At 48.5% G+C, this 20,412-nt stretch carries 12 protein-coding genes and 2 pseudogenes; 11 read left to right on the forward strand and 3 right to left on the reverse strand.

What is annotated here, in order from left to right; genetic code table 11:
* The first annotated feature begins 10 nt into the window (after positions 1-10).
* From ACZ52Z_RS07990 to ACZ52Z_RS08020, 7 genes and pseudogenes are all read left to right on the forward strand, one after another.
* A complete protein-coding gene (locus ACZ52Z_RS07990; protein WP_464270218.1) occupies positions 11-4,099 on the forward strand; it encodes an Eco57I restriction-modification methylase domain-containing protein in 4,089 nt (1,362 codons plus the stop codon).
* A 15-nt stretch (positions 4,100-4,114) separates the two neighbouring features.
* Positions 4,115-8,128, forward strand: coding sequence for a DISARM system helicase DrmA (gene drmA, locus ACZ52Z_RS07995; RefSeq protein ID WP_464270219.1), 4,014 nt, complete (start codon positions 4,115-4,117; stop codon positions 8,126-8,128).
* Positions 8,125-9,942, forward strand: a pseudogene (gene drmB, locus ACZ52Z_RS08000) (DrmB family protein); the annotation flags it as partial. The gene drmA and the pseudogene drmB, both read left to right, overlap by 4 nt.
* Positions 9,943-10,403: 461 nt before the next feature.
* Positions 10,404-12,116 (forward strand): nuclease-related domain-containing DEAD/DEAH box helicase, encoded by a 1,713-nt coding sequence (locus tag ACZ52Z_RS08005; protein WP_464270220.1) that lies wholly within the window; start codon positions 10,404-10,406, stop codon positions 12,114-12,116.
* A gap of 23 nt (positions 12,117-12,139) precedes the next feature.
* Positions 12,140-12,919 (forward strand): DISARM system phospholipase D-like protein DrmC, encoded by a 780-nt coding sequence (gene drmC, locus ACZ52Z_RS08010; protein WP_464270221.1) that lies wholly within the window; start codon positions 12,140-12,142, stop codon positions 12,917-12,919.
* Positions 12,919-13,335: a very short patch repair endonuclease gene (locus ACZ52Z_RS08015; protein WP_464270222.1), complete on the forward strand. Its 417-nt coding sequence runs from the start codon at positions 12,919-12,921 to the stop codon at positions 13,333-13,335. The genes drmC and ACZ52Z_RS08015 overlap by 1 nt, the downstream gene beginning before the upstream one ends.
* 345 nt (positions 13,336-13,680) lie before the next feature.
* A complete protein-coding gene (locus tag ACZ52Z_RS08020) occupies positions 13,681-14,244 on the forward strand; it encodes a recombinase family protein (protein WP_464270223.1) in 564 nt (187 codons plus the stop codon).
* Between the two features lie 123 nt (positions 14,245-14,367).
* On the opposite strand, the gene ACZ52Z_RS08025 is transcribed toward ACZ52Z_RS08020, so the two are convergent.
* Together ACZ52Z_RS08025 and ACZ52Z_RS08030 are read right to left on the reverse strand one after the other, a co-directional pair.
* The gene (locus ACZ52Z_RS08025; protein ID WP_464270224.1) at positions 14,368-14,661 is read right to left on the reverse strand and encodes a type II toxin-antitoxin system RelE/ParE family toxin; all 294 of its coding nucleotides are present in this window, start codon (positions 14,659-14,661) and stop codon (positions 14,368-14,370) included.
* Positions 14,661-14,903, reverse strand: a complete 243-nt coding sequence (locus ACZ52Z_RS08030; protein WP_464270225.1) for a type II toxin-antitoxin system ParD family antitoxin — start codon at positions 14,901-14,903, stop codon at positions 14,661-14,663. The genes ACZ52Z_RS08025 and ACZ52Z_RS08030 overlap by 1 nt, the downstream gene beginning before the upstream one ends.
* 746 nt (positions 14,904-15,649) lie before the next feature.
* Between ACZ52Z_RS08030 and ACZ52Z_RS08035 the strand changes: the two are divergent.
* From ACZ52Z_RS08035 to ACZ52Z_RS08045, 3 genes and pseudogenes are all read left to right on the forward strand, one after another.
* A pseudogene (locus ACZ52Z_RS08035) lies at positions 15,650-16,818 on the forward strand (Fic family protein).
* Between the two features lie 508 nt (positions 16,819-17,326).
* Positions 17,327-17,590 carry a type II toxin-antitoxin system ParD family antitoxin gene (locus ACZ52Z_RS08040; protein ID WP_464270226.1) on the forward strand — a complete coding sequence of 88 codons (264 nt, stop codon included), beginning with the start codon at positions 17,327-17,329 and terminating at the stop codon, positions 17,588-17,590.
* Between the two features lie 9 nt (positions 17,591-17,599).
* Complete coding sequence (locus ACZ52Z_RS08045) at positions 17,600-17,908, forward strand: type II toxin-antitoxin system RelE/ParE family toxin (protein ID WP_464270774.1); 309 nt, start codon at positions 17,600-17,602, stop codon at positions 17,906-17,908.
* 501 nt (positions 17,909-18,409) lie between these two features.
* Here ACZ52Z_RS08045 and ACZ52Z_RS08050 read toward each other — a convergent pair.
* Positions 18,410-18,898 carry a hypothetical protein gene (locus tag ACZ52Z_RS08050; RefSeq protein ID WP_464270227.1) on the reverse strand — a complete coding sequence of 163 codons (489 nt, stop codon included), beginning with the start codon at positions 18,896-18,898 and terminating at the stop codon, positions 18,410-18,412.
* A gap of 281 nt (positions 18,899-19,179) precedes the next feature.
* Here ACZ52Z_RS08050 and ACZ52Z_RS08055 point away from each other — a divergent pair, with 281 nt between their 5' ends.
* The gene (locus tag ACZ52Z_RS08055; RefSeq protein WP_464270228.1) at positions 19,180-20,409 is read left to right on the forward strand and encodes an ISL3 family transposase; all 1,230 of its coding nucleotides are present in this window, start codon (positions 19,180-19,182) and stop codon (positions 20,407-20,409) included.
* The last annotated feature ends 3 nt before the right edge of the window (positions 20,410-20,412 follow it).

Below are 20,412 nucleotides of genomic sequence, written 5' to 3' on the forward strand. Positions count from 1 at the left end.
AATGAGAACGATGTCACAACATACCGAGTGGCTCTCGATGATCGAAATTTCCGGCCCTTTTCTAGCCGTATCCGTGCTGGAAAATATTTTTCCGCAAGGGCTGGAATCACTTGAAACGTATAGAAAGAATCGTATCCGTTCCGCTTACGAGGAATGGCGTGATGCCGTCGAGGAAGACGACCCTCAACTTCCCGAACTGCATAGGGCATGGATCCAACTGGTGCTCGAAGAACTGTTGGAATACGAAGATTCGGTACTCGAAGCCGCCCCGGATGAAATTACCTACAAATCTCCGGACGGGAATGGCCAATTCAAGCCGGACTTTGTCTTGAAGGGTGACGGTGGCCCGATGCTGTTCGTCTCCATCATGCCCGAAGGCACGGATCTGGAAAAGGTCAAGGTCGGAGATGGTTGGCCGGTACCGATTTTCGAGCGTATGACTCTGCTTTGCCGGGACAAGGGAGTCCGACTCGGGCTCGTCACCAATGGTGAACGTTGGATGTTGGTGAACAGTCCGGTGGGCAGCACCTCTTCCAAAATATCCTGGTATGCCCGCCTCTGGTTTCAAGAGCCGGTGACCTTGAAGGCGTTTCAGTCTCTTTTGGGAGTTCGGCGTTGGTTCGGTCCTGATGACGAGACCCTCCCCGCCATGTTTGAGGATTCGCTCCAACATCACGAAGAGGTGACGGATACCCTCGGCGAACAGGTCAAGCGAGCCATCGAGGTGCTCGTTCAGTGCCTGGACAAGGCAGACCAGGACAGAAATCGAGAACTCCTGCATGACGTTCGTCCTTCGGAACTGTACGAAGCGGGATTGACAGTGATGATGCGACTCGTTTTCGTTCTCTGTGCCGAGGAACGAGGTCTTTTGCTGCTCGACGACCCGGTTTACGATAATTATTACGCAATCGCTACCCTGCGTGGCCAATTGGCCGAAGAAGCCGATCAGTATGGTCACGAGGTTCTGGAAAGAAGGCATGATGCCTGGTCGCGGCTGCTGGCCGTGTTCAGAGCCGTCTATGGCGGAATCGAACACGAGTCGTTGCGGATGCCGGCACTTGGTGGATCGCTATTCGATCCTGACCGTTTTCCATTTCTCGAAGGTCGTGAAAGGGGAACGAGCTGGCACGAAACGCCTGCACAACCCCTTCCGATAGACAACCGAACCGTACTGCTCCTGCTAGAAGCCTTGCAGGTCTTGGAACAACGAGGTGGCGCTCTGCTGCTCTCCTACAAGGCACTGGACGTGGAACAGATCGGGCATGTCTACGAAGGTCTGTTGGAACATACCGTTCGCAGACTGAAAAAAGACACGCTCGGGCTGATCGGTTCCCAGAAAGCCAAGAATCCGAACATCGCGCTCGCCGAGCTGGAATCGGCCCAGTTGGATAGTCTGGATACCGTGGCCAAATTGATCAAAGAGAAGACATTACGAAGTCTTCCAGCCATCAAAAACGCCCTCAAGAAAGAGGTCGATGAGGCGACCTTCGGCAAGCTAGTCACCGTTTGTGGTGGTGACATGGAACTGGCCGCTCGTTTGAAACCTTACGCTCATCTGCTTCGAACCGATGCATGGGGAGACTTCATCGTCTACCGTGCCAATTCCTTTGCCGTCACCCTCGGGGCCGACAGGCGGGAGACCGGAACGCACTATACGCCGAAATCCCTGACGGAAAGTATTGTCGAGACGACGCTTGAACCAGTTGCCTATTTCGGTCCAGCCGAAGGCAAGCCACGTGAAGAGTGGCAACTCAAACCGTCTGCCGAGTTGCAGGATCTGAAAATCTGCGATCCGGCGATGGGCTCGGGGGCTTTTCTCGTTCAGGTATGTCGCTGGCTGTCCGAACGTTTGGTCGAAGCGTGGGGAAAGGAAGCGGGGCAAGGAAAGTTCATTACCGTTGACGGTGTTGCACTCGAGTCGGCAGGAAGTGCCGAGCCTATGCCCGACTCATTAGACGAACGATTGTTGATCGCCCGTCGTTTGGTGGCAGAAAAATGTCTGTATGGTGTCGACCTGAATCCGTTGGCGGTGGAGCTGGCCAAGCTTTCCATCTGGTTGATAACATTGGCCAAGGGCAGACCATTCGGCTTTCTTGATCACAACCTTCGTTCCGGCGATAGCATGCTTGGGCTTCACAACCTTGAACAGTTGACTAAGTTTTCGTTGCATCCGGAAACGAAAAAAACCATATCCATGTTCGCCTCCAATATCGAAGCGGCGGTCACTGATGCGCTCACGCTCCGCAAACAGCTCCGGAAAACCCCGATTCGGGATATCCGGGATGTTCAATACATGGAGCGGCTGGATCAAAAGGTCCGGCAGAAGCTGGAACATATCGAACATATTGCCGATGCCATGATCGGGGAAGCCTTGGCCTCCGGTGGCAACCAGCGAGCGTTGGATGCCGCCATGGACAACCTGTCCACATGGGCGGCCGCCTACATCGAAGGTGACAACGATACCGGACGAAAGATCATCGACGAAGCCAGGAAGTCTCTGTCCATAGACCTTCCAGCAGGCAAACTGCCACGAAAACCATTCCATTGGGCACTGGAGTTCCCAGAAGTTTTCGAACGTGATGGGTTTGATGGGATTGTTGGAAATCCACCATTTTTGGGTGGGCGTCGGATACGTGGGGCATGTGGTGCAGTATACATTGGATGGTTAACAAAAATACTATATCCAGATAGCAGCGGAAATGCTGATTTATGCGCTTATTTTTTTATTAGAGCTTTTGCCTTATTAAGAGCAATCGGTAGCATGGGGCTGCTTGCTACTAATACAATATGTCAGGGAGACACAAGAGAGGTTGGTCTGGCCAAAATTTTAGAAAATGGAGGGATCATTTACAGGGCTAAACGTAGCGAAAGATGGCCTGGTTCAGCAAGTTTAGAGATATCTCACGTTTGGATTAAGAAGGGAATTTGGCGAAATAAAATAATATTAGAGGATCAGCTTGTAAGCGCTATCACATCTTACCTTTCTGATAAGAGTGTGCTTTCTGGCGATCCATTTATCTTAAATTCAAATAAAAATTTATCAAATCAAGGAACGATAGTCCTTGGGGATGGTTTTATATTATCCCCAAAAGATGCAAGTTTTTTGATCGAAAAGAATGAAAAAAACAAAGATGTTCTTTTCCCTTATATTGATGGTGACGATTTAAATTCATCGCCTAATTATACAGCACGCAGGTGGGTTATCAATTTTCATGATTGGCCTCTTGATAAGGAATCAGCTCCCAAAGGCTATAAAGGGCCTGTTGCTACTGATTACCCAGAATGTTTATCCATTGTTGAAAGAGAAGTTAAACAGGAGCGACTAAACAAATCTGCGTCTGTTGCGAAAGCACCCTGGTGGCAGTTTTGGCGGTCTCGCATAAAGCTATACAAAAAAATTCAAAATCTTCAAAAAGTTGTGGTTACTGCCCGAGTCAGCCCGAGCAATGCCGTTTCAATGCTGTCTCCTAATTATGTTTTTCATGAAAAAATAATAGTGTTTCCAGTCCAAAGCATTTCTTTTTTTACATTTCTTCAAAGCAGCATTCATTGGGAGTGGGCGCGCCATTATACATCAACATTGGGGGCTACTACTCTGAATTATTCGCCGACTGATTGCTTTCAAACACTCGTATTACCAAAAGCAACTACGAGTCTGGAAAACATTGGCAAAGAATACCTATCTTTCCGATCTGATATAATGCGGGAGCATATGATAGGACTCACAAACACACAAAACCTTCTCAATAATTCTTATGAGTGCTCAAACGATATACAAAAACTTCGGGAGCTACATATTAAAATTGATACAAATGTTGTTAATGCCTTTGGGTGGAATGATTTAGAACTCTGCCATGGCTTTTACGAAACCAAGCAAGGTATTCGTTTCACCATTTCCGAAGAAGCTCGACGTGAAGTACTGCAACGACTGCTCAAACTGAATTACGAGCGCTACGAGGAAGAGGTCGCCCAAGGGCTGCACGACAAGAAGAAAAAGAAGACCTCGACTCCCCGCAAAAAGAAAACATCCCCGACCAAAGACGACGGCAATATGGACTTGTTCAATTTCATGAACGCTTCATCGAAGGGGTCGAAATGATATGGAGGGTTGTAAATGACTGACGATGACAATGTGAATCCCGAACAGACCCCGCCGGTGCCTTCGGGAAGAAATAAAAACGCATGGCTAGTGAGGCTTGGTGAAGAAGCCCGCCTTGATGGCTATGTCCTCACTATCGACTTCGGCTCTTCCAGCTTGCGCGGTATCCAGATGGGAGACGCCATGCTGATCACCGAAGAGCGTGACGGGGAATTTATCGTGATCGGTGTTTGTCGTGTATTCAGGACACGCCAATCACTGGAAAACACCTCGTTCTATTTCGACGGCTATCTCCCGGCATCACCAACCGCCACTCTGGACGACTTGGCGATCCCCATTCCAGAAAACGAGACCCAGGTCAATAGACTGGAGTGGACACTTTTCGAGAACGCCCTGAAAACAACCACTGGCAAGACCTGGACGACATTCCCCGTCATTTCAGGTGATACCCCACAAGAACAGGCATACGTGCGGGAGCTGATGCAGAGAGCGATCGAAGACGATATCTTGGGCCCGGCGGATGGTCCGGAAGAAGAAATCATCGGTATGAGCGTCCGTGATCGATACTTGGTCGGCAAACTGGCCCCCAAATCTGCCGATTCGGGATCCTCCGATCCTGTCGTGCAGCAAATGACGGGAAATCCCGACGAGGGAGATGACCTTCCCGAAGATTTAGTCCCCTATGTCAATCCGGATCATATTTCACGGGACAAAGTAAGCGGGGTCAGCAGTGACGATGAGGACGAGCAGGAAACCGAAAGTTCAACCAACCAATCTCTCGTTCCTTCCGCATTCGGTTTCACGTTTTGTGTGGATTCGACAGTCGAAGATATCCGGGTCATCGCCCATTGGGGACGATATAGAAGGACGGAGAGTGAAAGAATAAACGAGAAGACAGAAAAACCGTATCGATGCTGGAAACGGATCCCCTCAGGGGGGGCGAAAGCGATCTCGTTAGGTGAAAGGAGAATACAGCCAATCTCCGTAGACTCTTCCTGTCCGGACGTAAAGATCCAAGGTTCGATCAGTGCACCACTCGCCAATGGAAATCGCTTGGTCACGTTGTTTTTCATGAACGATCAATATGTTCATGAATCCGACTCCAACAAGGATCAGGCCTGGATTTTCCAGCCGGAAATAATCGTCAGGGATGTCGAGGGCAGACCGATCTTCCAACGACGTCCGGTCCTGAGTTCCGATGGGTTCGATCCAGAGCGAGAGGCATTGGAAATGATCTATCGCAAACAGGTCGAATTTGCCGTTGGCCACGGAGTTTCGGTCCATGCAAAGACTTCCGAGGACGACACCGAACGTGCCGTTGAAATACGAACAACCATCTTGCCGAGCTACGAGGTGCCGGTGACCGAGGTCCCTGGCCAGGCGGATGAGGATCGTCCGGCCTTAAAGCGGATGATCGACGAAGGATTCCTCGATATGTCCAATTTGGCGAAGCTTGATCGTGGGGATCTGGTCGACGGTTTGAAGATTCTTACCAGCGACTATGCCGCATGGATAGACGAACAAAATGGCAGAATTGGATCCGAGGTATTGGGCTACGACAATGCAGCCAAGGATGCCGTGGACAGATGTAGCGAAATCATGCAACGGCTCGAAGAAGGTATAAAAGTCTTGCAAGACAGCGACGCCGCGCTCGAAGCGTTTCGTTTCGCCAACAGTGCCATGGCCTTGCAACGCATCCGTAGTATCTATGCCCTGCTCGTTCGGCGAGGTGAAAAACCCGACTTGAACAAGCTCGATGAGAGAAAAAACCGGTCTTGGCGTCCGTTCCAGTTGGCCTTCATGCTACTTTCCCTTCCCGCTTTGGCCGACCCGGAACACCAGGACAGAACCGAACCCCTGCAAGCGTACGCAGATTTGCTCTGGTTTCCTACAGGTGGTGGCAAGACGGAAGCCTATCTCGGCGTGGCGGCCTTCACGATGGCCATCCGTCGTCTGCAAGGTGACCTTGGTGGTTTGGACAGTCGAAGGGGATTGGCCGTCATCATGCGTTACACCCTGCGCCTGCTCACTCTTCAACAGTTCCAGCGAGCCACGACACTCATCTGTGCCATGGAAGTCCTGAGAAGGCAGGACGTCGAAAAATGGGGAGAATTCCCCTTCACCATCGGGCTGTGGGTGGGTAACAGGGTGACTCCTGGAACGACCGAGGAAGCCCACACGGCCGTTCAGGCGTTTCGAGACAAGAAACGGCATGGTCGAAATTCTCCTGCCCAGCTTACGACATGTCCCTGGTGTGGAGCGGAAATTGGCGAGGGAAGAGATATCGAAGTCAGGAGATTCTCATCGGACATAGGTCGTACTTTCATCTATTGTGGCGACAAGTTCGGGCGGTGTGATTTCAGTAAAAGCAAATCGAAGGATTCCGGTCTGCCCGTTCTAGTGGTGGACGACGAGATGTATCGACATCCTCCGACCATGTTGATCGCCACTGTCGACAAGTTCGCGATGATGGCGTGGAGAGGCCAGGTGCGAACCTTGTTTGGCAGGGCGAACCAGGAGTGCGAACGTCATGGCTTGATGTGGCCGGATGGTGAGTGTACCGGCAATCACAACAAAAGGGGAAGTTTACCTCGAGTTTCGGCCAAACCTATCTTGCCCATACGACCACCGGATTTGATCATTCAGGACGAATTCCATCTCATCAGCGGGCCATTGGGTACGATGGTCGGCTTGTACGAAACGGCTGTGGACGAGCTTTCGAGTTGGCAGTTGGGAGAGAAGAAGGTCCGTCCGAAAATCATTGCCTCCACGGCGACGGTGCGTAAGGCGGACGAGCAGGTGAACAACGTCTTTTTGCGAAAAGTGGGAGTGTTTCCTCCACATGGATTGGATGTGGAAGACAATTTCTTCTCCGTTCAAAGGTCGATCGAAGACAAACCCGGCCGTCGATATATGGGGATCTGTTCGCCGGGTAGTTCCCGGCCAGCGGTTCTCATTCGAGTGTATGTAGCGGTACTGACGGCGGCACAGTTCTTGTTCGAACGATTCGGGCAAGCTGCCGACCCGTACATGACGGTGGTCGGTTACTTCAATTCGCTTCGAGAACTCGGTGGAATGAGACGGCTAGCCGAAGACGACGTTCAAACCCGGTCCTACCGCGTGCAGATGGGTGATGTGATCAGACCGGGCTTGAGTCAACGATCGGTGAAAAATGTCGACGAACTGACTTCGAGGGTTTCGAGCAAGGAAATTCCCAAAAAGCTAGACCAACTCGAGGTGAAATTCAACGCCACCCATGATGGCAGCAAATACATTTCGCAGTGGAAAAAAGGTGAAATCAGGGCAATGGATATCGTCTTGGCGACCAACATGCTTTCCGTTGGAGTGGATGTAAATCGACTGGGTATCATGGCCGTCAACGGGCAACCAAAAAACACGGCAGAATACATCCAGGCGACCAGCCGCGTCGGCCGTTCTTTTCCTGGCTTGGTATGTACTGTTCTAACGTGGTCCAGACCACGTGATCTTTCACATTACGAAACATTCGAACATTATCACGCTACCTTCTACAAACATGTCGAAGCGCAGTCGGTAACGCCGTTTGCGCCACGGGCTTTGGATAGGGGGCTTACGGGAACTTTGATTAGCGTTCTGAGATCGGACCAAGAAGATCTCAACCCTAACTTGGGTGCGATGGAACTCAATGATGTCACCAACCCCGATGTACTGAACGTCAAGAAAGGTATTGCAAGTAGGGCCTGGAATGCGACGAACAAGCCGAGAGTGGGAAGTGACGTGGAAATGATGATTGCCGATAGGACGGATAGTTGGGTCAAGGAAGCAACCAAACCAGGCCGAAGACTTGGATATGAGGAGCGGAAAAGGCAAGGTGATATCGTTCCTTTACTGAAAAAACCCGGGCTGCTGGCGTGGACCAAATTTACGGTTCCCATGTCGATGCGGGAGGTTGAACCAGGCGTGAAGCTGATCATGGATGACGGTAAGTTGGATGATTCACCAGCATGGCGAATACGAAAGATGCAGAATGGCGAAGGAGGTGAATCATGAGTACTCATCCAGTGGGCGAGGTGAGACCAAGCCAATTACTATGGACGTACGGGCCGGGTGCGTTGATTGACCTGCCGAATTTGTCGGTAATCACCATGGGCCTGGATAGGTGGGATATCGACAGGTGTTTTCCACTAGAGGAAGCGAGACTGCTCGCTGCCGTCAAACGGGTTCTGGGGCCACAAGTCAACCAATTGCGAGTTCCGCCCTTCGTGAGAGACGAGAACGCTGATCCAAATTCCGCCGAAGGAAAGGTCGGAGTTCCCGTTCGCCCGTTTCCCCGATGGTTGCGATGTGTGCGATGTGGATTGCTGGCTGAATTTGATTCGGGACTCTTTGCCGTCAAGACGAATCCGTATCGACCGGAGGACACACACTTCGTTCACCCCAACTGTCCCAAAGGGAACAATTCCGATGCAGTACCGGCACGTTTTCTCATGGCGTGCAGAAATGGACATCTCGATGATTTTCCATGGCACTGGTTTGTTCACGGTGGTCCGGATCCTTGTAAAGGAACTCTGAGGTTCTTCGAAAGAGGTGCATCTTTGCAGACGGAAAATCTGTGGGTGAAATGTGATACGTGCGGCAAAGCTCGTTCATTGGTACACGCCTTCGGTAGAGAGGCGCAGTCCAATCTACCGGCTTGTAGAGGGAGACATCCGCACCTGGATACCTTCGACTCGGAATGTACGGCACCTCCAAGAGCCGTTTTGCTTGGTGCTACAAACAGTTGGTTTTCAGTAAGCATCTCGGTTTTGGCTATTCCACAAGCGAAAAACAATTTATCGCAGGTAATTATTGATGGATGGACGTATTTTCAAGGATTGCAAAGTCTGGAACAGCTCAAGGGACTCCTGACCGGGCTCGTGGCTGGTGGGTTGTTACCGGGTGCCGATAAATTCACGCCGGAACAGATTTGGCAAGGTATAGAGGATCATAGGGATGGAGAGGACGCGGAAGTAGTCTTCGAAGGTGATATAAAAGGTCCTGAGTGGGATGTTCTGACGGCGACAACCCTTCCGACAGATTGGCCTCATTTTCTCGGACGTAGAGCGAAAAGGCCTCCCAAATACAAGGCTGTTGTCCAGGACGTGTTGTTGCTCGAACGCTTGCGTGAAGTCAATGCATTGGTAGGCTATACCCGAGTGGAAGCGCCAGAAGAAACAGCAGATGCAGACGAACGACCTCCAATGGCAAGCCTCTGTAAAGGTAGGCCCGAATGGGTTCCGGCCAGTGAAGTGCACGGTGAAGGTATTTTCATTCGATTCAATGAAGAGGCCATTTCGACTTGGGAAAAAGTGGCATCTGTACAACGTCGAGATCGGATGATCGAGCAAGGCCATCGACAATGGCGAGCTGCAAGGGAATTGGACCCGGAAACAGGTTATCCCGGTATCCGATACGTCATGCTCCATACCTTTGCACATCTGTTGATAAGGGAGTTGGCTCTCGAATGCGGATACAACGCGGCGAGCATCAGAGAACGTATATATGCGAGCTCCGAAGAATCACCGATGGCTGGGGTTCTGATATACACTGCCGCTGCCGACTCCGATGGCACTCTTGGCGGCTTGGTGGAGCTCGGCAAACCAGACAGTCTCGAACGGTTGATAGAACAGGCACTTAAGAGAGCGAGAGTCTGTTCGTCCGATCCGTTATGCTCCGAGCACGATCCAAGCGAAGACAGATCTTTGCATGCGGCGGCGTGTCATTCCTGTGCGTTGGTCGCCGAAACATCCTGTGAGAGAGGAAATCGGTATTTGGATCGAGCTTTGCTGGTACCGACATTCGAATGCGACGATGCTTTTTTCTTTTGCGAAGACAATTTGACGACAGCCTGGAGTGAGCCGGAAATCGATGCAACGACCGGTTCCATGGAAACGGATGACGATCCCATGACATGCGTGTTGGAGGATTTGCCAAATTTGATGAAACCGGGCCGACAGGTAAAAGTCACCCTTCCCCAAGACCGGCAGCTCGCAATTTGTGATGATTCCGGTGCCGCGCCGTTCAGGTTTTTGAACGATGATGAAGAGGTCGCAATCGAAAAAGATGAGTTTCTCGTGATTGCCGATTCCACACTTACGGTAAATGGGAAATCCACGGAAATAATGGCAGGAAAAGTTATAAAGGTGAGCAATTTGTACGATCCGGAAACAGGTGCGAGACGTGTTCAGGTTAGATTGAAAGCAGGGAAAGGAATGGGAAAGCTTGAATTGAGCGAAAGTGAGTTCAATGATTTCCGGCCTCTTTGTATCGCAGTGGAGGTGTAGCTATGGCTCGTTTGATACCTGCAATCAGCGTGGATGAAATTTCCTTGAAGCCCGAACGTGATACTGCGAGATACCTCGTCGAAGGACTTCCGGACAATGTCGTTATATACCACAGCTATCCTTGGCTGAGGTCGGAGCGTAACGACAAATCAGGAAAAGTGACATTGAAGGAAGGTGAGGCCGATTTCGTGGTGGTCATTCCCGACTTGGGGTTCCTAATCGTCGAGGTCAAAGGTGGAACGATCGATTTCGATCCCGACGATCATGCCTGGTACCGCCTTCTATATACCGGAAATCGAAAGCAAATAAAGGATCCATTCAAACAAGCGAACGGCAACATGCACGAATTGAAGAGAAGAATCGTCGATCGAGCCTTTCCTGGCCAGAAGACTCCTCCTTGTGCCTTTGGTTACGCCGTCGTTTTCCCGGATTGTGATTATCAAGGGTCGGTTCCACCGGGAGCAGACGATTCAATCATCCTTTCTGCAAAAGATTTACCGCACATCGGTCGCCGTATTCCGGAGATATTGAAGAAATGGACTCCATACATACCGGATCAGTTGACGAAAGAACAACTCAGGGGAATTCGCGATGCCTTGACATCGACCTTCAATTTGATACCCGTACTGTCGAGACAGATCGATGAGGAAGGCGAACAGCTCGTCAAACTGACGGAAGAACAAGCGAGACTTTTGGATTTTCTGGAAGAACACGAACGATGCTTGATCGAGGGAGTGGCCGGGTCTGGAAAAACCTTGCTCGCGATCGAACAAGCCCGAAGATTCGCCAGCAAAGGGCTCAAGACTCTGTTCGTCTGTTACAACAAGATCCTGTCCCAATGGGTGTGGGAGAGTCTCGATGAGTCTCTTGGCGAACTGGTCGACGTCTACCATTTCCATAGCCTATGCAGCAGGCTATGTTACGAGGCCAAGGTTCCCTTCTCGCCTCCACAAAAAGATGCTGGTGAATTTTACAGTAGTGAAGCTCCGAGTTTGTTGCTGGAAGCGATCGGCATTATCGGTACGAAATATGATGCGGTGATAGTGGATGAAGGTCAGGATTTCGATTCCGAATGGTGGCTGCCTCTCGAAATGTTGTGTCACAAGGAGGAAGAGGCACCATTCTATCTGTTTTACGATCCTGTGCAAAAGCTCTTTGTCGACAGCATAGGATTACCGGACCTGGGAAAACCGTATTCTCTCAAGACGAATTGTCGAAACACTCGAAACATCGCGAAGGTATGTGCTTCGGTACGAGAAATAGATATCAAGGTACATGATGCCGCACCCGTGGGAGTCGATGTGGATAGTGGTGTATGGAAAAAAAGCGACGGCCAGCGAAGAAGATGCGAGCAGATACTCAAGGAGTTGAGCAAAGGTGATGTGCAGTCGAGGCAGATCGTCATCCAGTCCCCATTTCGCCAGAAAAACCCTCATTCATCGTTCAATAATATCTCGAAAATTGGTGGATTCAACCTCGTCACCGACGTCAAGGAATGGCGTGATGGTCAAGGAGTCTTGTTCACTACGGTGAGGAGCTTCAAAGGATTGGAAGCCGATGTGGTGATCATGGTCGATGTGCCGGAGCCAAGAGATCGTTCGATCTTCACTGTAAACGATTTGTATGTGGGAGCTTCTCGGGCGAAACACGTACTCCATGTTTTAGGTCAATCAGACGATGCGATCGAAAAAGTTGGCTGTGTCGCTCAAAAATAGAGTCAGGGATACAAGTGTGAGGAATGGCCGGTTATGACGCAATATGGAAGGTGGTGGCGGAGGTCGCTTCGGAGCTACATCCCGACAGGATAGCCGTTGTGGCGAGTGCCATTTCCAAGATCGACTCCGTCGTCGACTTTGGTAAGATTGGGTCGAGTTTTGGGCATGGTGTGAGGCCCGGTTTGATCGAAAAGTTGAAGGAAGCATGGTCGAGTTCATCAGATATTCAACCAATCGAGGTAGCCGCTGCATTCAGGACGGCCTCACTGGTATCGGAGCGGGCCAAGGTCAATGAGTCGATTGAAATGGTTTGGACCGGTCCTTCATCTGGCTTGGTTCCATCGAGACACACGGAACAAGTTCTCTTGCAGGTCATACAAGAAGCGCAACGGAAAGTGTTCATCGTGAGTTTTGTTGCAATTGGTGTTGGGCCGGTGATAGACACTCTGCAACGAGCGATAGATCGTGGTGTAAGAGTTGATATTCTGCTGGAATCTGCTAAGCACTACGGAGGGAAGGTCGATGTGGACTCAATCGAGTTTTTCAAAAAAGAGATCCCATCGGCCAATATCTATTCTTGGGATGGCAAGTTGGGTTTTTCCGATTCCTACACAGGGGCCGTGCATGCCAAGTGTGCCGTGGCCGATGAACGTATTGCGTTTATAACCAGTGCCAATCTCACCCAAGCTGCATTGGAGCGAAACATGGAGCTTGGTGTACTCGTTCGTGGTGGAACCGTGCCAAAGAGTCTGGCACGTCATCTGGAAGCCCTAATAGCCACAGGTATTATTCAAAGAGCTTGATGGATACCGTCGACAAAGATACCAGGTCCAAAATAATGCGGAGTGTTCCCCAAAAGAACACCAAGCCAGAAATAGTTCTCAGGAAAGCCTTGCATGGAATGGGGTTTCGCTATCGATTGCACGACAAAAGGTTACCTGGCAGACCGGATCTAGTTTTTCCGAGGTACAAAACTGTTATATTCGTACATGGCTGTTTTTGGCATCGTCACGGTTGTAAATACACAACGACCCCTTCTTCAAGAGAAGAATTTTGGAACGAGAAGTTCAAAGCCAACGTGGAGCGTGATCGAAATAATGTTCGAGAATTGGAAAATAGCGGATGGCGCGTATTGACTGTATGGGAGTGTCAACTCAAGAATGGGATTGACCGCGAAACAATCAAACAACTAACCGAAATGATGACAAATATTCGATAAGATTAGCGGTGTTTTTTGCTGAATATTTTGAAAGAAGGTTATTCTATGGTACCGCGTATCTCCCGCAGAGCGGAAGCCCTAGCTCCAGGTTCAGCCCCCAAAGGAACATAATAGCACTACTTCTTTCACGACCTATTGGATAATAGATTAAATTCCACCAACATCTAATCATTATATATTTCTTTTTTGGTCCCCTTCTCTTTTCACCGCATCAATTCACTTTGTCTCAAAACTTATGAATTATTAGACAAAGAAAACACTTCGCGATATATTGTCTTAAAAATCCTTTTGAGATAATTAAAAGACAAATATTCTCAAAATCGATTAATAAGACAAAATTATACCATGAGACTCTTTGGATACGCCAGGGTATCAACCAGTCAGCAATCCCTCGACATTCAGGTGAAAGCTCTCAAAGAAGCCGGGGTAATCCACAGTCGTATTTTTTCAGACAAGGCCACCGGCAGCAATACCGATAGAGAGGGGCTCGACCTCTTACGAATCAAAGTTGAACGAGGTGACGTAGTCCTGGTCAAAAAACTCGACCGGCTAGGTCGTGATACTGCAGACATGATCAACTTGATCAAAGAATTTGACCACCTTGGTGTCGCTGTCCGCTTTCTTGATGATGGAATTAGCACAGAGGGCACTATGGGCAAGATGGTGGTGACTATTCTATCCGCTGTTGCTCAAGCCGAACGCCAAAGAATTTTGGAGCGTACCAATGAGGGCCGGATTGAGGCCAAAGCCAACGGTGTAAAATTTGGACGCAAACCCACTGTCAACCGACAGCGAGTGGCACAGCTAAATGAACAAGGTGTGCGAGCTATAGAAATAGCGGAGCAGCTTGGTATCAGCAGGGCAAGTGTCTACAGGGTACTGAGTGAAGAAAAGTCACGAAACATCTAAAGGGGTGGGGATGAGATAAGCTTCAACAAATCACCAAATAATGCTCCTTGGTTAATATGACCAGCTTACCCCCCGATTGTCTCCAATGTCACAACAATACGGAATACAACTATATTGTGGCATTTACAGATGGGAAGCATAATCCATCCGCCCATGGAGAACGCGTACAATTTGGATTTTATCGTTTTCTATCTGACGATAAAAAACAACATGGGAGCCAACATTCATTTTCCTGTAGCCAATTTTAATCTCGCTACAGTCCCGGCCTTGGGTAGGGATTTGCGCAATAGACTTAAAGCTTTCGTCTAACAAGGTCAGATATTTGTCTCTTTGAACTTGGCCCCAATGTTTTTCAGTGTAGCGGCCTATTTCCAGTACGTCAGCAATGGCTTTATTTGTGAGAGAAAACGAAGGCATTAAAGAAGCCTTTCCCTATCCAAAGTTTCCAAAATGGTCTCCAAGGAATAATTACCTTCGCCGCTTTCTTCCCCTTCGATAAGGGCTTTGCGCAGGAGAGCTTTCTTTATTTCACGCTCTTCTAAAAGCTGCAATCCAGCTCGAATTGTCTCGCTTGCTGTACTAAAGTGGCCACGGGAAACTTGGTCGGCAATGAACTTTTCGTAATGCGCTCCAAGAGTGACACTTGTGTTCTTTTGCATATCGTTACCCTCCAGCAATACCAAAAAATATTATTTATTAATATAGCTCTTGAGCAAACTCAGGTCAACATCTGTCACTTTACCTAGACGATCCTACCGTGCAACCAGATGGAAGACAGGTGAGAACAATGGCTACTGCTTGAGAAAAAAAGCATGGGGATGGTTGTTCGTTACGTTAATGATGGAATCAGAGGGCACTTGCCGCACCAAAGGCAAAATAGTGGTGACAATTCTTTCCGCTGTCGCGCAAGCCGAGCGCCATAGATTCCGGAGCTTACCAATGGAAGGCCGATTGAGGCGAAAACCAACGGTGTAAACATATGCGGTGATTATAGGGTATTTGCCGCAAAGGCTATTCAATGGCGCAAATCATGCGGTGAATAGCAACCTTAATCACCGCACACGCACCCTCCCCTGCTGTCAAACAGCTTTCGACATTGTGCCCTATCAGCATCCAAAGCTGCCCCATTTGGCTTGAATATCTTTTCTCTTTAAATGGGTCTTACCCCTCTAAAATAAAGATACTTTAAAAAGAAAAAATATGCAGTCTTCACATAGCAAGAGGGTAAAATTCAAAGCTGAAAGGGGTCAAATTTCGACACTGATCAACACCTGCTCATGCAAGGCGACTGAGGGTTATTGCAATTGAAGACGATTGCTCTTTCTTTTTTCAAACTTTTTTATTTTAGGATAGAATAAAAAAGTAAAATAAGAATAGGGCTTATTTTAGTTTCAAGGTAGATAAAATGAAGCGAGAACTTCAAGGTAGATACGTGGCTATATCGACGGTAGGTGAGATGGTTCAAGCTTTTGTACCCTCTTCGCTACCACCGCATCCACCCATAGACTGGACACCAGAGCTACGCATTAAGTTTGAGCAGGCTATGTTAGCACTCGGAAGGCTTGATAGTGTCTCGGTCTTGTTGCCAGACACCTCGCTGTTCCTCTATATGTACGTCCGCAAGGAAGCTGTTCTCTCCTCCATGATCGAGGGTACCCTGTCTTCGTTGTCAGACCTTTTGCTGTTTGAACTGGATCAGGACCCGGGTGTGCCTTTAGATGATGTTCGCGAGGTCAGTAACTATGTTACCGCACTCAACCATGGCCTACACTTGTTGGAAAGCGGTCTTCCTTTATCACTGCGGCTGTTACGAGAAATCCATGGCGTATTACTGACCAAGGGCAGAGGGAGCAATCAGACCCCGGGCGAATTTAGACGCAGTCAGAACTGGATTGGTTGTACCCGACCGGGTAATGCTGCCTTTGTGCCGCCTCCGGCCGAAAAGGTGCTGGAGTGCATGAGCAGCCTTGAACTTTTCTCCACGACTAGCCGGAGCCGAGTCCAGTCCTGCTCAAAGCGGCGTTGGCTCATGTTCAGTTCGAGACAATTCACCCTTTCCTCGATAGGAACGGTCGACTGGGGCGTCTATTGATCACGCTGCTGTTGAGCGACCAAAAAGTGCTCAAAGAACCGATGCTTTATCTCAGTCTTTACTTCAAAACACACCGTCAATATTACTATGAACTCCTCAACAACGTGCGCCTAAACGGCGATTGGGAAGCCTGGCTTGACTTTTTCGCCGAGGCGGTCATTGTAACAGCTTCTCAGGCCGTAGAAACGGCGCAGCAACTTCTCGACCTGTCGAACAAGGATCGAAACAAGATCAGCGGTCTGGGCCGGGCAGCTGCATCCACCTTACAGGTCCATCGTGCGCTCATGGAACATCCCATAGCAACCTCAGGATCGTTAGTGAAAAAGACAGGCATTACCCCTGCGACGATAAATAAGGCTCTCGGGCACCTGGAGCAAATTGGCATAGTGAAGGAATTGACTGCCCGAAAACGTAACCGTCTGTTTAGCTATGCCGGATATATCGAGATCATGAATCGTGGCACGGAACTTCCGAGCAGATAAAAACATTCGACTATGAAATCAACCTAATTTTAAGGATTTACGAAGTGTAACCATAACCAACACGAGCCTATCCCCCTGCGCTAATGCTCGTCCTCACAGCTCCACAAGAAGAGCGGTAACCTTCTGAAATAATACGAAATTAACACCTTGAACTTGGCATTGTTAAACCCAGGGATCAGGTGCTGAAATCTCCTGACCAGGCAACAGAGCATAACCGATGCCGCTCCCCTCATGATGAGACTATCTTTGGGAAAGCTACACTCTCCAGTTGCTCCATTTGAGGCCAGATACATTGGCGTTGAAAGATCCTTCCTGTAAGAATCATCATGACTTCTTAAAGCAAGAGTATTTTGAGATTGCCAGTACAAATCTCCTCCCAGAACGTACAACAGTGTAATCATTGTCGGCATTTTCCTTGACCCCAAATCCTTCGACATATTATAATATTTGTTATTGTATAGTTATTATCAAACGTGTTGAGAATAGATCGCACGCAAAAGGTGAAGATATGGCTAAAACACAAAAGAACGTGAGTTTCTCACTCGGATCACATGACCGAAAATTCATTGAAAATCAAGTAAATGAAGGACGCTTTGGCAATCGCACCGAAGTTGTAAGAGCTGGATTACGCCTCCTTGAGGACTACGAGAATAAACAAAAACTGCAAAGATTACGCCTTGAAGTTGCAAAAGGAGATTCCGATCTTCAAGCCGGTCGAGTAACTGAATATGAAAACGGACAATCTCTTTTTGACGATATTGTTAAAAAATAGGAGATTGTCATCAAACCACTTCGCTTATTTTTAACGGATGTAGCAAGGTCTGACCTGAAAGCCATATATGAGTATATCGCAAAAGATAACGAAGCCGCAGCTATCTCGTTTATCCGGGATTTATCAGATAAACTAGAGCATCTTGCCCAAACGGGCATCACAGGATCCTCTAGAGATTGGGTCAGTGTAGGCTTGCGGGCTTTTCCATATAAAGGTCGGTGTTTCTATTTTCGAATTATTAAAGACCAAATGATAGTCATTCGTGTCTTGCATGGTAAGCAGGATGTGAGTGCTCAATCTTTCTACGATGAATTTTAGCTCAAGACATTGCCAAGAGCCGAACAGCCTATGTTGAAATACCTTTCTCCCGCATAGCCGTGGATGACCTGTGAAGCTTTCCCGGTTCTGCTTTCATTGCGGGCGCTCAGGAAGGTGAAGCCTTCGTTGCTCCCAACCGGTTGCAGACTATCTTTGGGAATCTCTACTTTAAAATTTTATTATTTTCTATCGATTTCGAGGAAATAGAGAGTTTTCCTATAGGTAAAACCTAAATTGAAAGCTTCGGCTTTAAAATATAGGCTGCCAGAAATAGTTACAACCCTTACATCTTGGCAATAATTTTTCCCAATAAATCTGAAAAGGTATTAATTTCTTTATTCGTCAACTACGTTGATATTTCATGAGTGAATGCTTCATAAAAGCGATGATGCTCTAGACTGATCAAGCACCTGGGTTTCAGGTGCTTGTCAAGTGGGATATAGTTCTGATCTTATTTAGATTAAAATATTCAAATTTAAACAGAGAGTATTTCTCGATTAATTAATGATGTTGATATTTGAAATGTTTGGTATTTTCCTCTCCCTGCTCTGAAAAATTGCAAGTCACCCCCCAGTCGCCAACTTCATCAAAACTGAAGTTTGCTGCATACATTCCGCCACCGAAAGGCATTAATTTACCGGTCTGTTTTTTACCAGATGGTGAGATAACTTCAATTTCTCCTTTGGCCTGTTTCAGTTGTTTGCTATTTTTTGAGAGCGAAACCATGATATGATGTGTCTTCCCCTCAGGATCTTTCATTTTCATGCTTTCCAGGCTCATAACTTGAAAGACGGCTTTTACCCCATTAGAATCATCTACGTACTTGAAGTGCTCTGCGGAATTTTTCTTGTCATGTGCCATTGAGCCGTGATCCATTTTGTCACCTGACATATCTCCGTGGCTTCCATGGTCACCACTTTTCATAGCCCATGCGGACGATACGGCAAAAAAAAGTACCAAGGCAACTATCATTCCTTTAGACTTGATCATACTATTCTCCAGAAATTTTACTGTTTAAATTTTTCAATCCCTTTCAAGAAATACACACCAGATAGGGCTCATTAATTTAGAATTAGATTATGATGCTATCAGCATTGGCTCCCCATAATGCTTAAAGCGTGAAATACTCAGTAAATCAACACATTGAGCATTATAAGAAAAGCGGCTCTTCGCAGGAAACGGTGCATAAAAAAACTTAACAAATTAAAAAGCATGAGTTCTTTTAGGTAGATAGAGGCCGGCCAGCCATCCTTCTACCTACAGAGGAACTCATGCTTGTTGAACAGATAATCAAACAGACGGTTGATTTGCAAGGTTTTCGAGTACATAGGGTCACCAATGATCCAGACGGATTTGTAGCTGAAATTCGACCTGACGCCCGGTATGGAATCCGCTGTGGAACATGCGGCCACCTTGCCACGTATCGAGACAGGCGTGATGAACGTTATTTCCGTCATGTGCCCTTGTGGAATATTCCAGTCTGGTTCAGGTATCAGCCCCGAAGGGTATACTGCCCCAGGTGCAGAGGTATCCGCATTGAAAAGCTTCCCTGGGTAAAGGGCAAGCACCGATTTACCCTGGCCTACAGCTGCTTTCTTGCCAAATGGGCTGAAATGCTTCCGTGGTACTCGGTGGCCAAACTGTTCAACTGCTCCTGGGGCACCGTGGCCGCGGCCGTAAAGAGCGTGGTCAGCTTTGGCATGGAGCACCGTGACCTCAGTGGTATCACCCACATCGGCGTTGATGAGATTTCGCGTAAGAAGGGTCAAGTGTATCTCACCAATGTCTATGATCTCCGCTCAAAAACATTGATATGGAGCGGAGTGGAGAGAACCAAGGACGCTTTGCGATCTTTTTTCACCTATCTCGGGCCAGAGCGTACGGCAGCCCTCCAGGGTATTTGTTGCGATATGTGGAAACCCTATGTCGAGGTGATCAAGGAATGCGCTCCCCAGGCAACTCTGGTCTTTGACAAATTTCATATCGTTCGCCACTTGATGGAGGCCGTAGACCAGGTCCGCCGTGACGAGATCCGCGAGAAAGGCAAAGAGCATAAAGCTCTCATGAAAGGCAGTCGGTATATCTGGCTCAAGAACCCTTGGAACCTGACTCCGAAGCAGCAAGTCAGGCTCAGCAGCCTTGAGCATATGAACCTGAAGATCAACAGGGCGTATCTCCTCAAAGAGCGTTTTCGCGACCTGTGGTCATACAAGACGAAACCGTGGGCCAGAAAGCATCTGAAGCAGTGGTTCTGGTGGGCGACCCATTCCCGCCTGCAACCCATCCGTGATTTTGCTTGGATGGTCCGGCGCCACGAAGAAAACATCCTGACCTGGTTTCACATGCCCATCAGCAACGGCACTGTCGAGGGGCTCAATAACAAGGCCAAGGTGGTCAGCCACAAGGCCTATGGGTTCCGAACTGCCGAGAACTTTATCTGCAATCTCTACCACTGCATGGGTAACTTACCGACTCCACCGATCTTGCACCGATTTGTGTGAGGA

It is taken from the genome of Desulfogranum aggregans (assembly GCF_055398265.1).

What these genes read in the sequence shown, in the direction of transcription:
- ACZ52Z_RS07990 (WP_464270218.1), top strand. Translation starts at nt 11, where the DNA reads ATGTCACAACATACCGAGTGGCTCTCGATGATCGAAATTTCCGGCCCT.
- drmA (WP_464270219.1), top strand. Translation starts at nt 4,115, where the DNA reads ATGACTGACGATGACAATGTGAATCCCGAACAGACCCCGCCGGTGCCT.
- ACZ52Z_RS08005 (WP_464270220.1), top strand. Translation starts at nt 10,404, where the DNA reads ATGGCTCGTTTGATACCTGCAATCAGCGTGGATGAAATTTCCTTGAAG.
- drmC (WP_464270221.1), top strand. Translation starts at nt 12,140, where the DNA reads ATGGCCGGTTATGACGCAATATGGAAGGTGGTGGCGGAGGTCGCTTCG.
- ACZ52Z_RS08015 (WP_464270222.1), top strand. Translation starts at nt 12,919, where the DNA reads ATGGATACCGTCGACAAAGATACCAGGTCCAAAATAATGCGGAGTGTT.
- ACZ52Z_RS08020 (WP_464270223.1), top strand. Translation starts at nt 13,681, where the DNA reads ATGAGACTCTTTGGATACGCCAGGGTATCAACCAGTCAGCAATCCCTC.
- ACZ52Z_RS08025 (WP_464270224.1), bottom strand. Translation starts at nt 14,661, where the DNA reads ATGCCTTCGTTTTCTCTCACAAATAAAGCCATTGCTGACGTACTGGAA.
- ACZ52Z_RS08030 (WP_464270225.1), bottom strand. Translation starts at nt 14,903, where the DNA reads ATGCAAAAGAACACAAGTGTCACTCTTGGAGCGCATTACGAAAAGTTC.
- ACZ52Z_RS08040 (WP_464270226.1), top strand. Translation starts at nt 17,327, where the DNA reads ATGGCTAAAACACAAAAGAACGTGAGTTTCTCACTCGGATCACATGAC.
- ACZ52Z_RS08050 (WP_464270227.1), bottom strand. Translation starts at nt 18,898, where the DNA reads ATGATCAAGTCTAAAGGAATGATAGTTGCCTTGGTACTTTTTTTTGCC.
- ACZ52Z_RS08055 (WP_464270228.1), top strand. Translation starts at nt 19,180, where the DNA reads ATGCTTGTTGAACAGATAATCAAACAGACGGTTGATTTGCAAGGTTTT.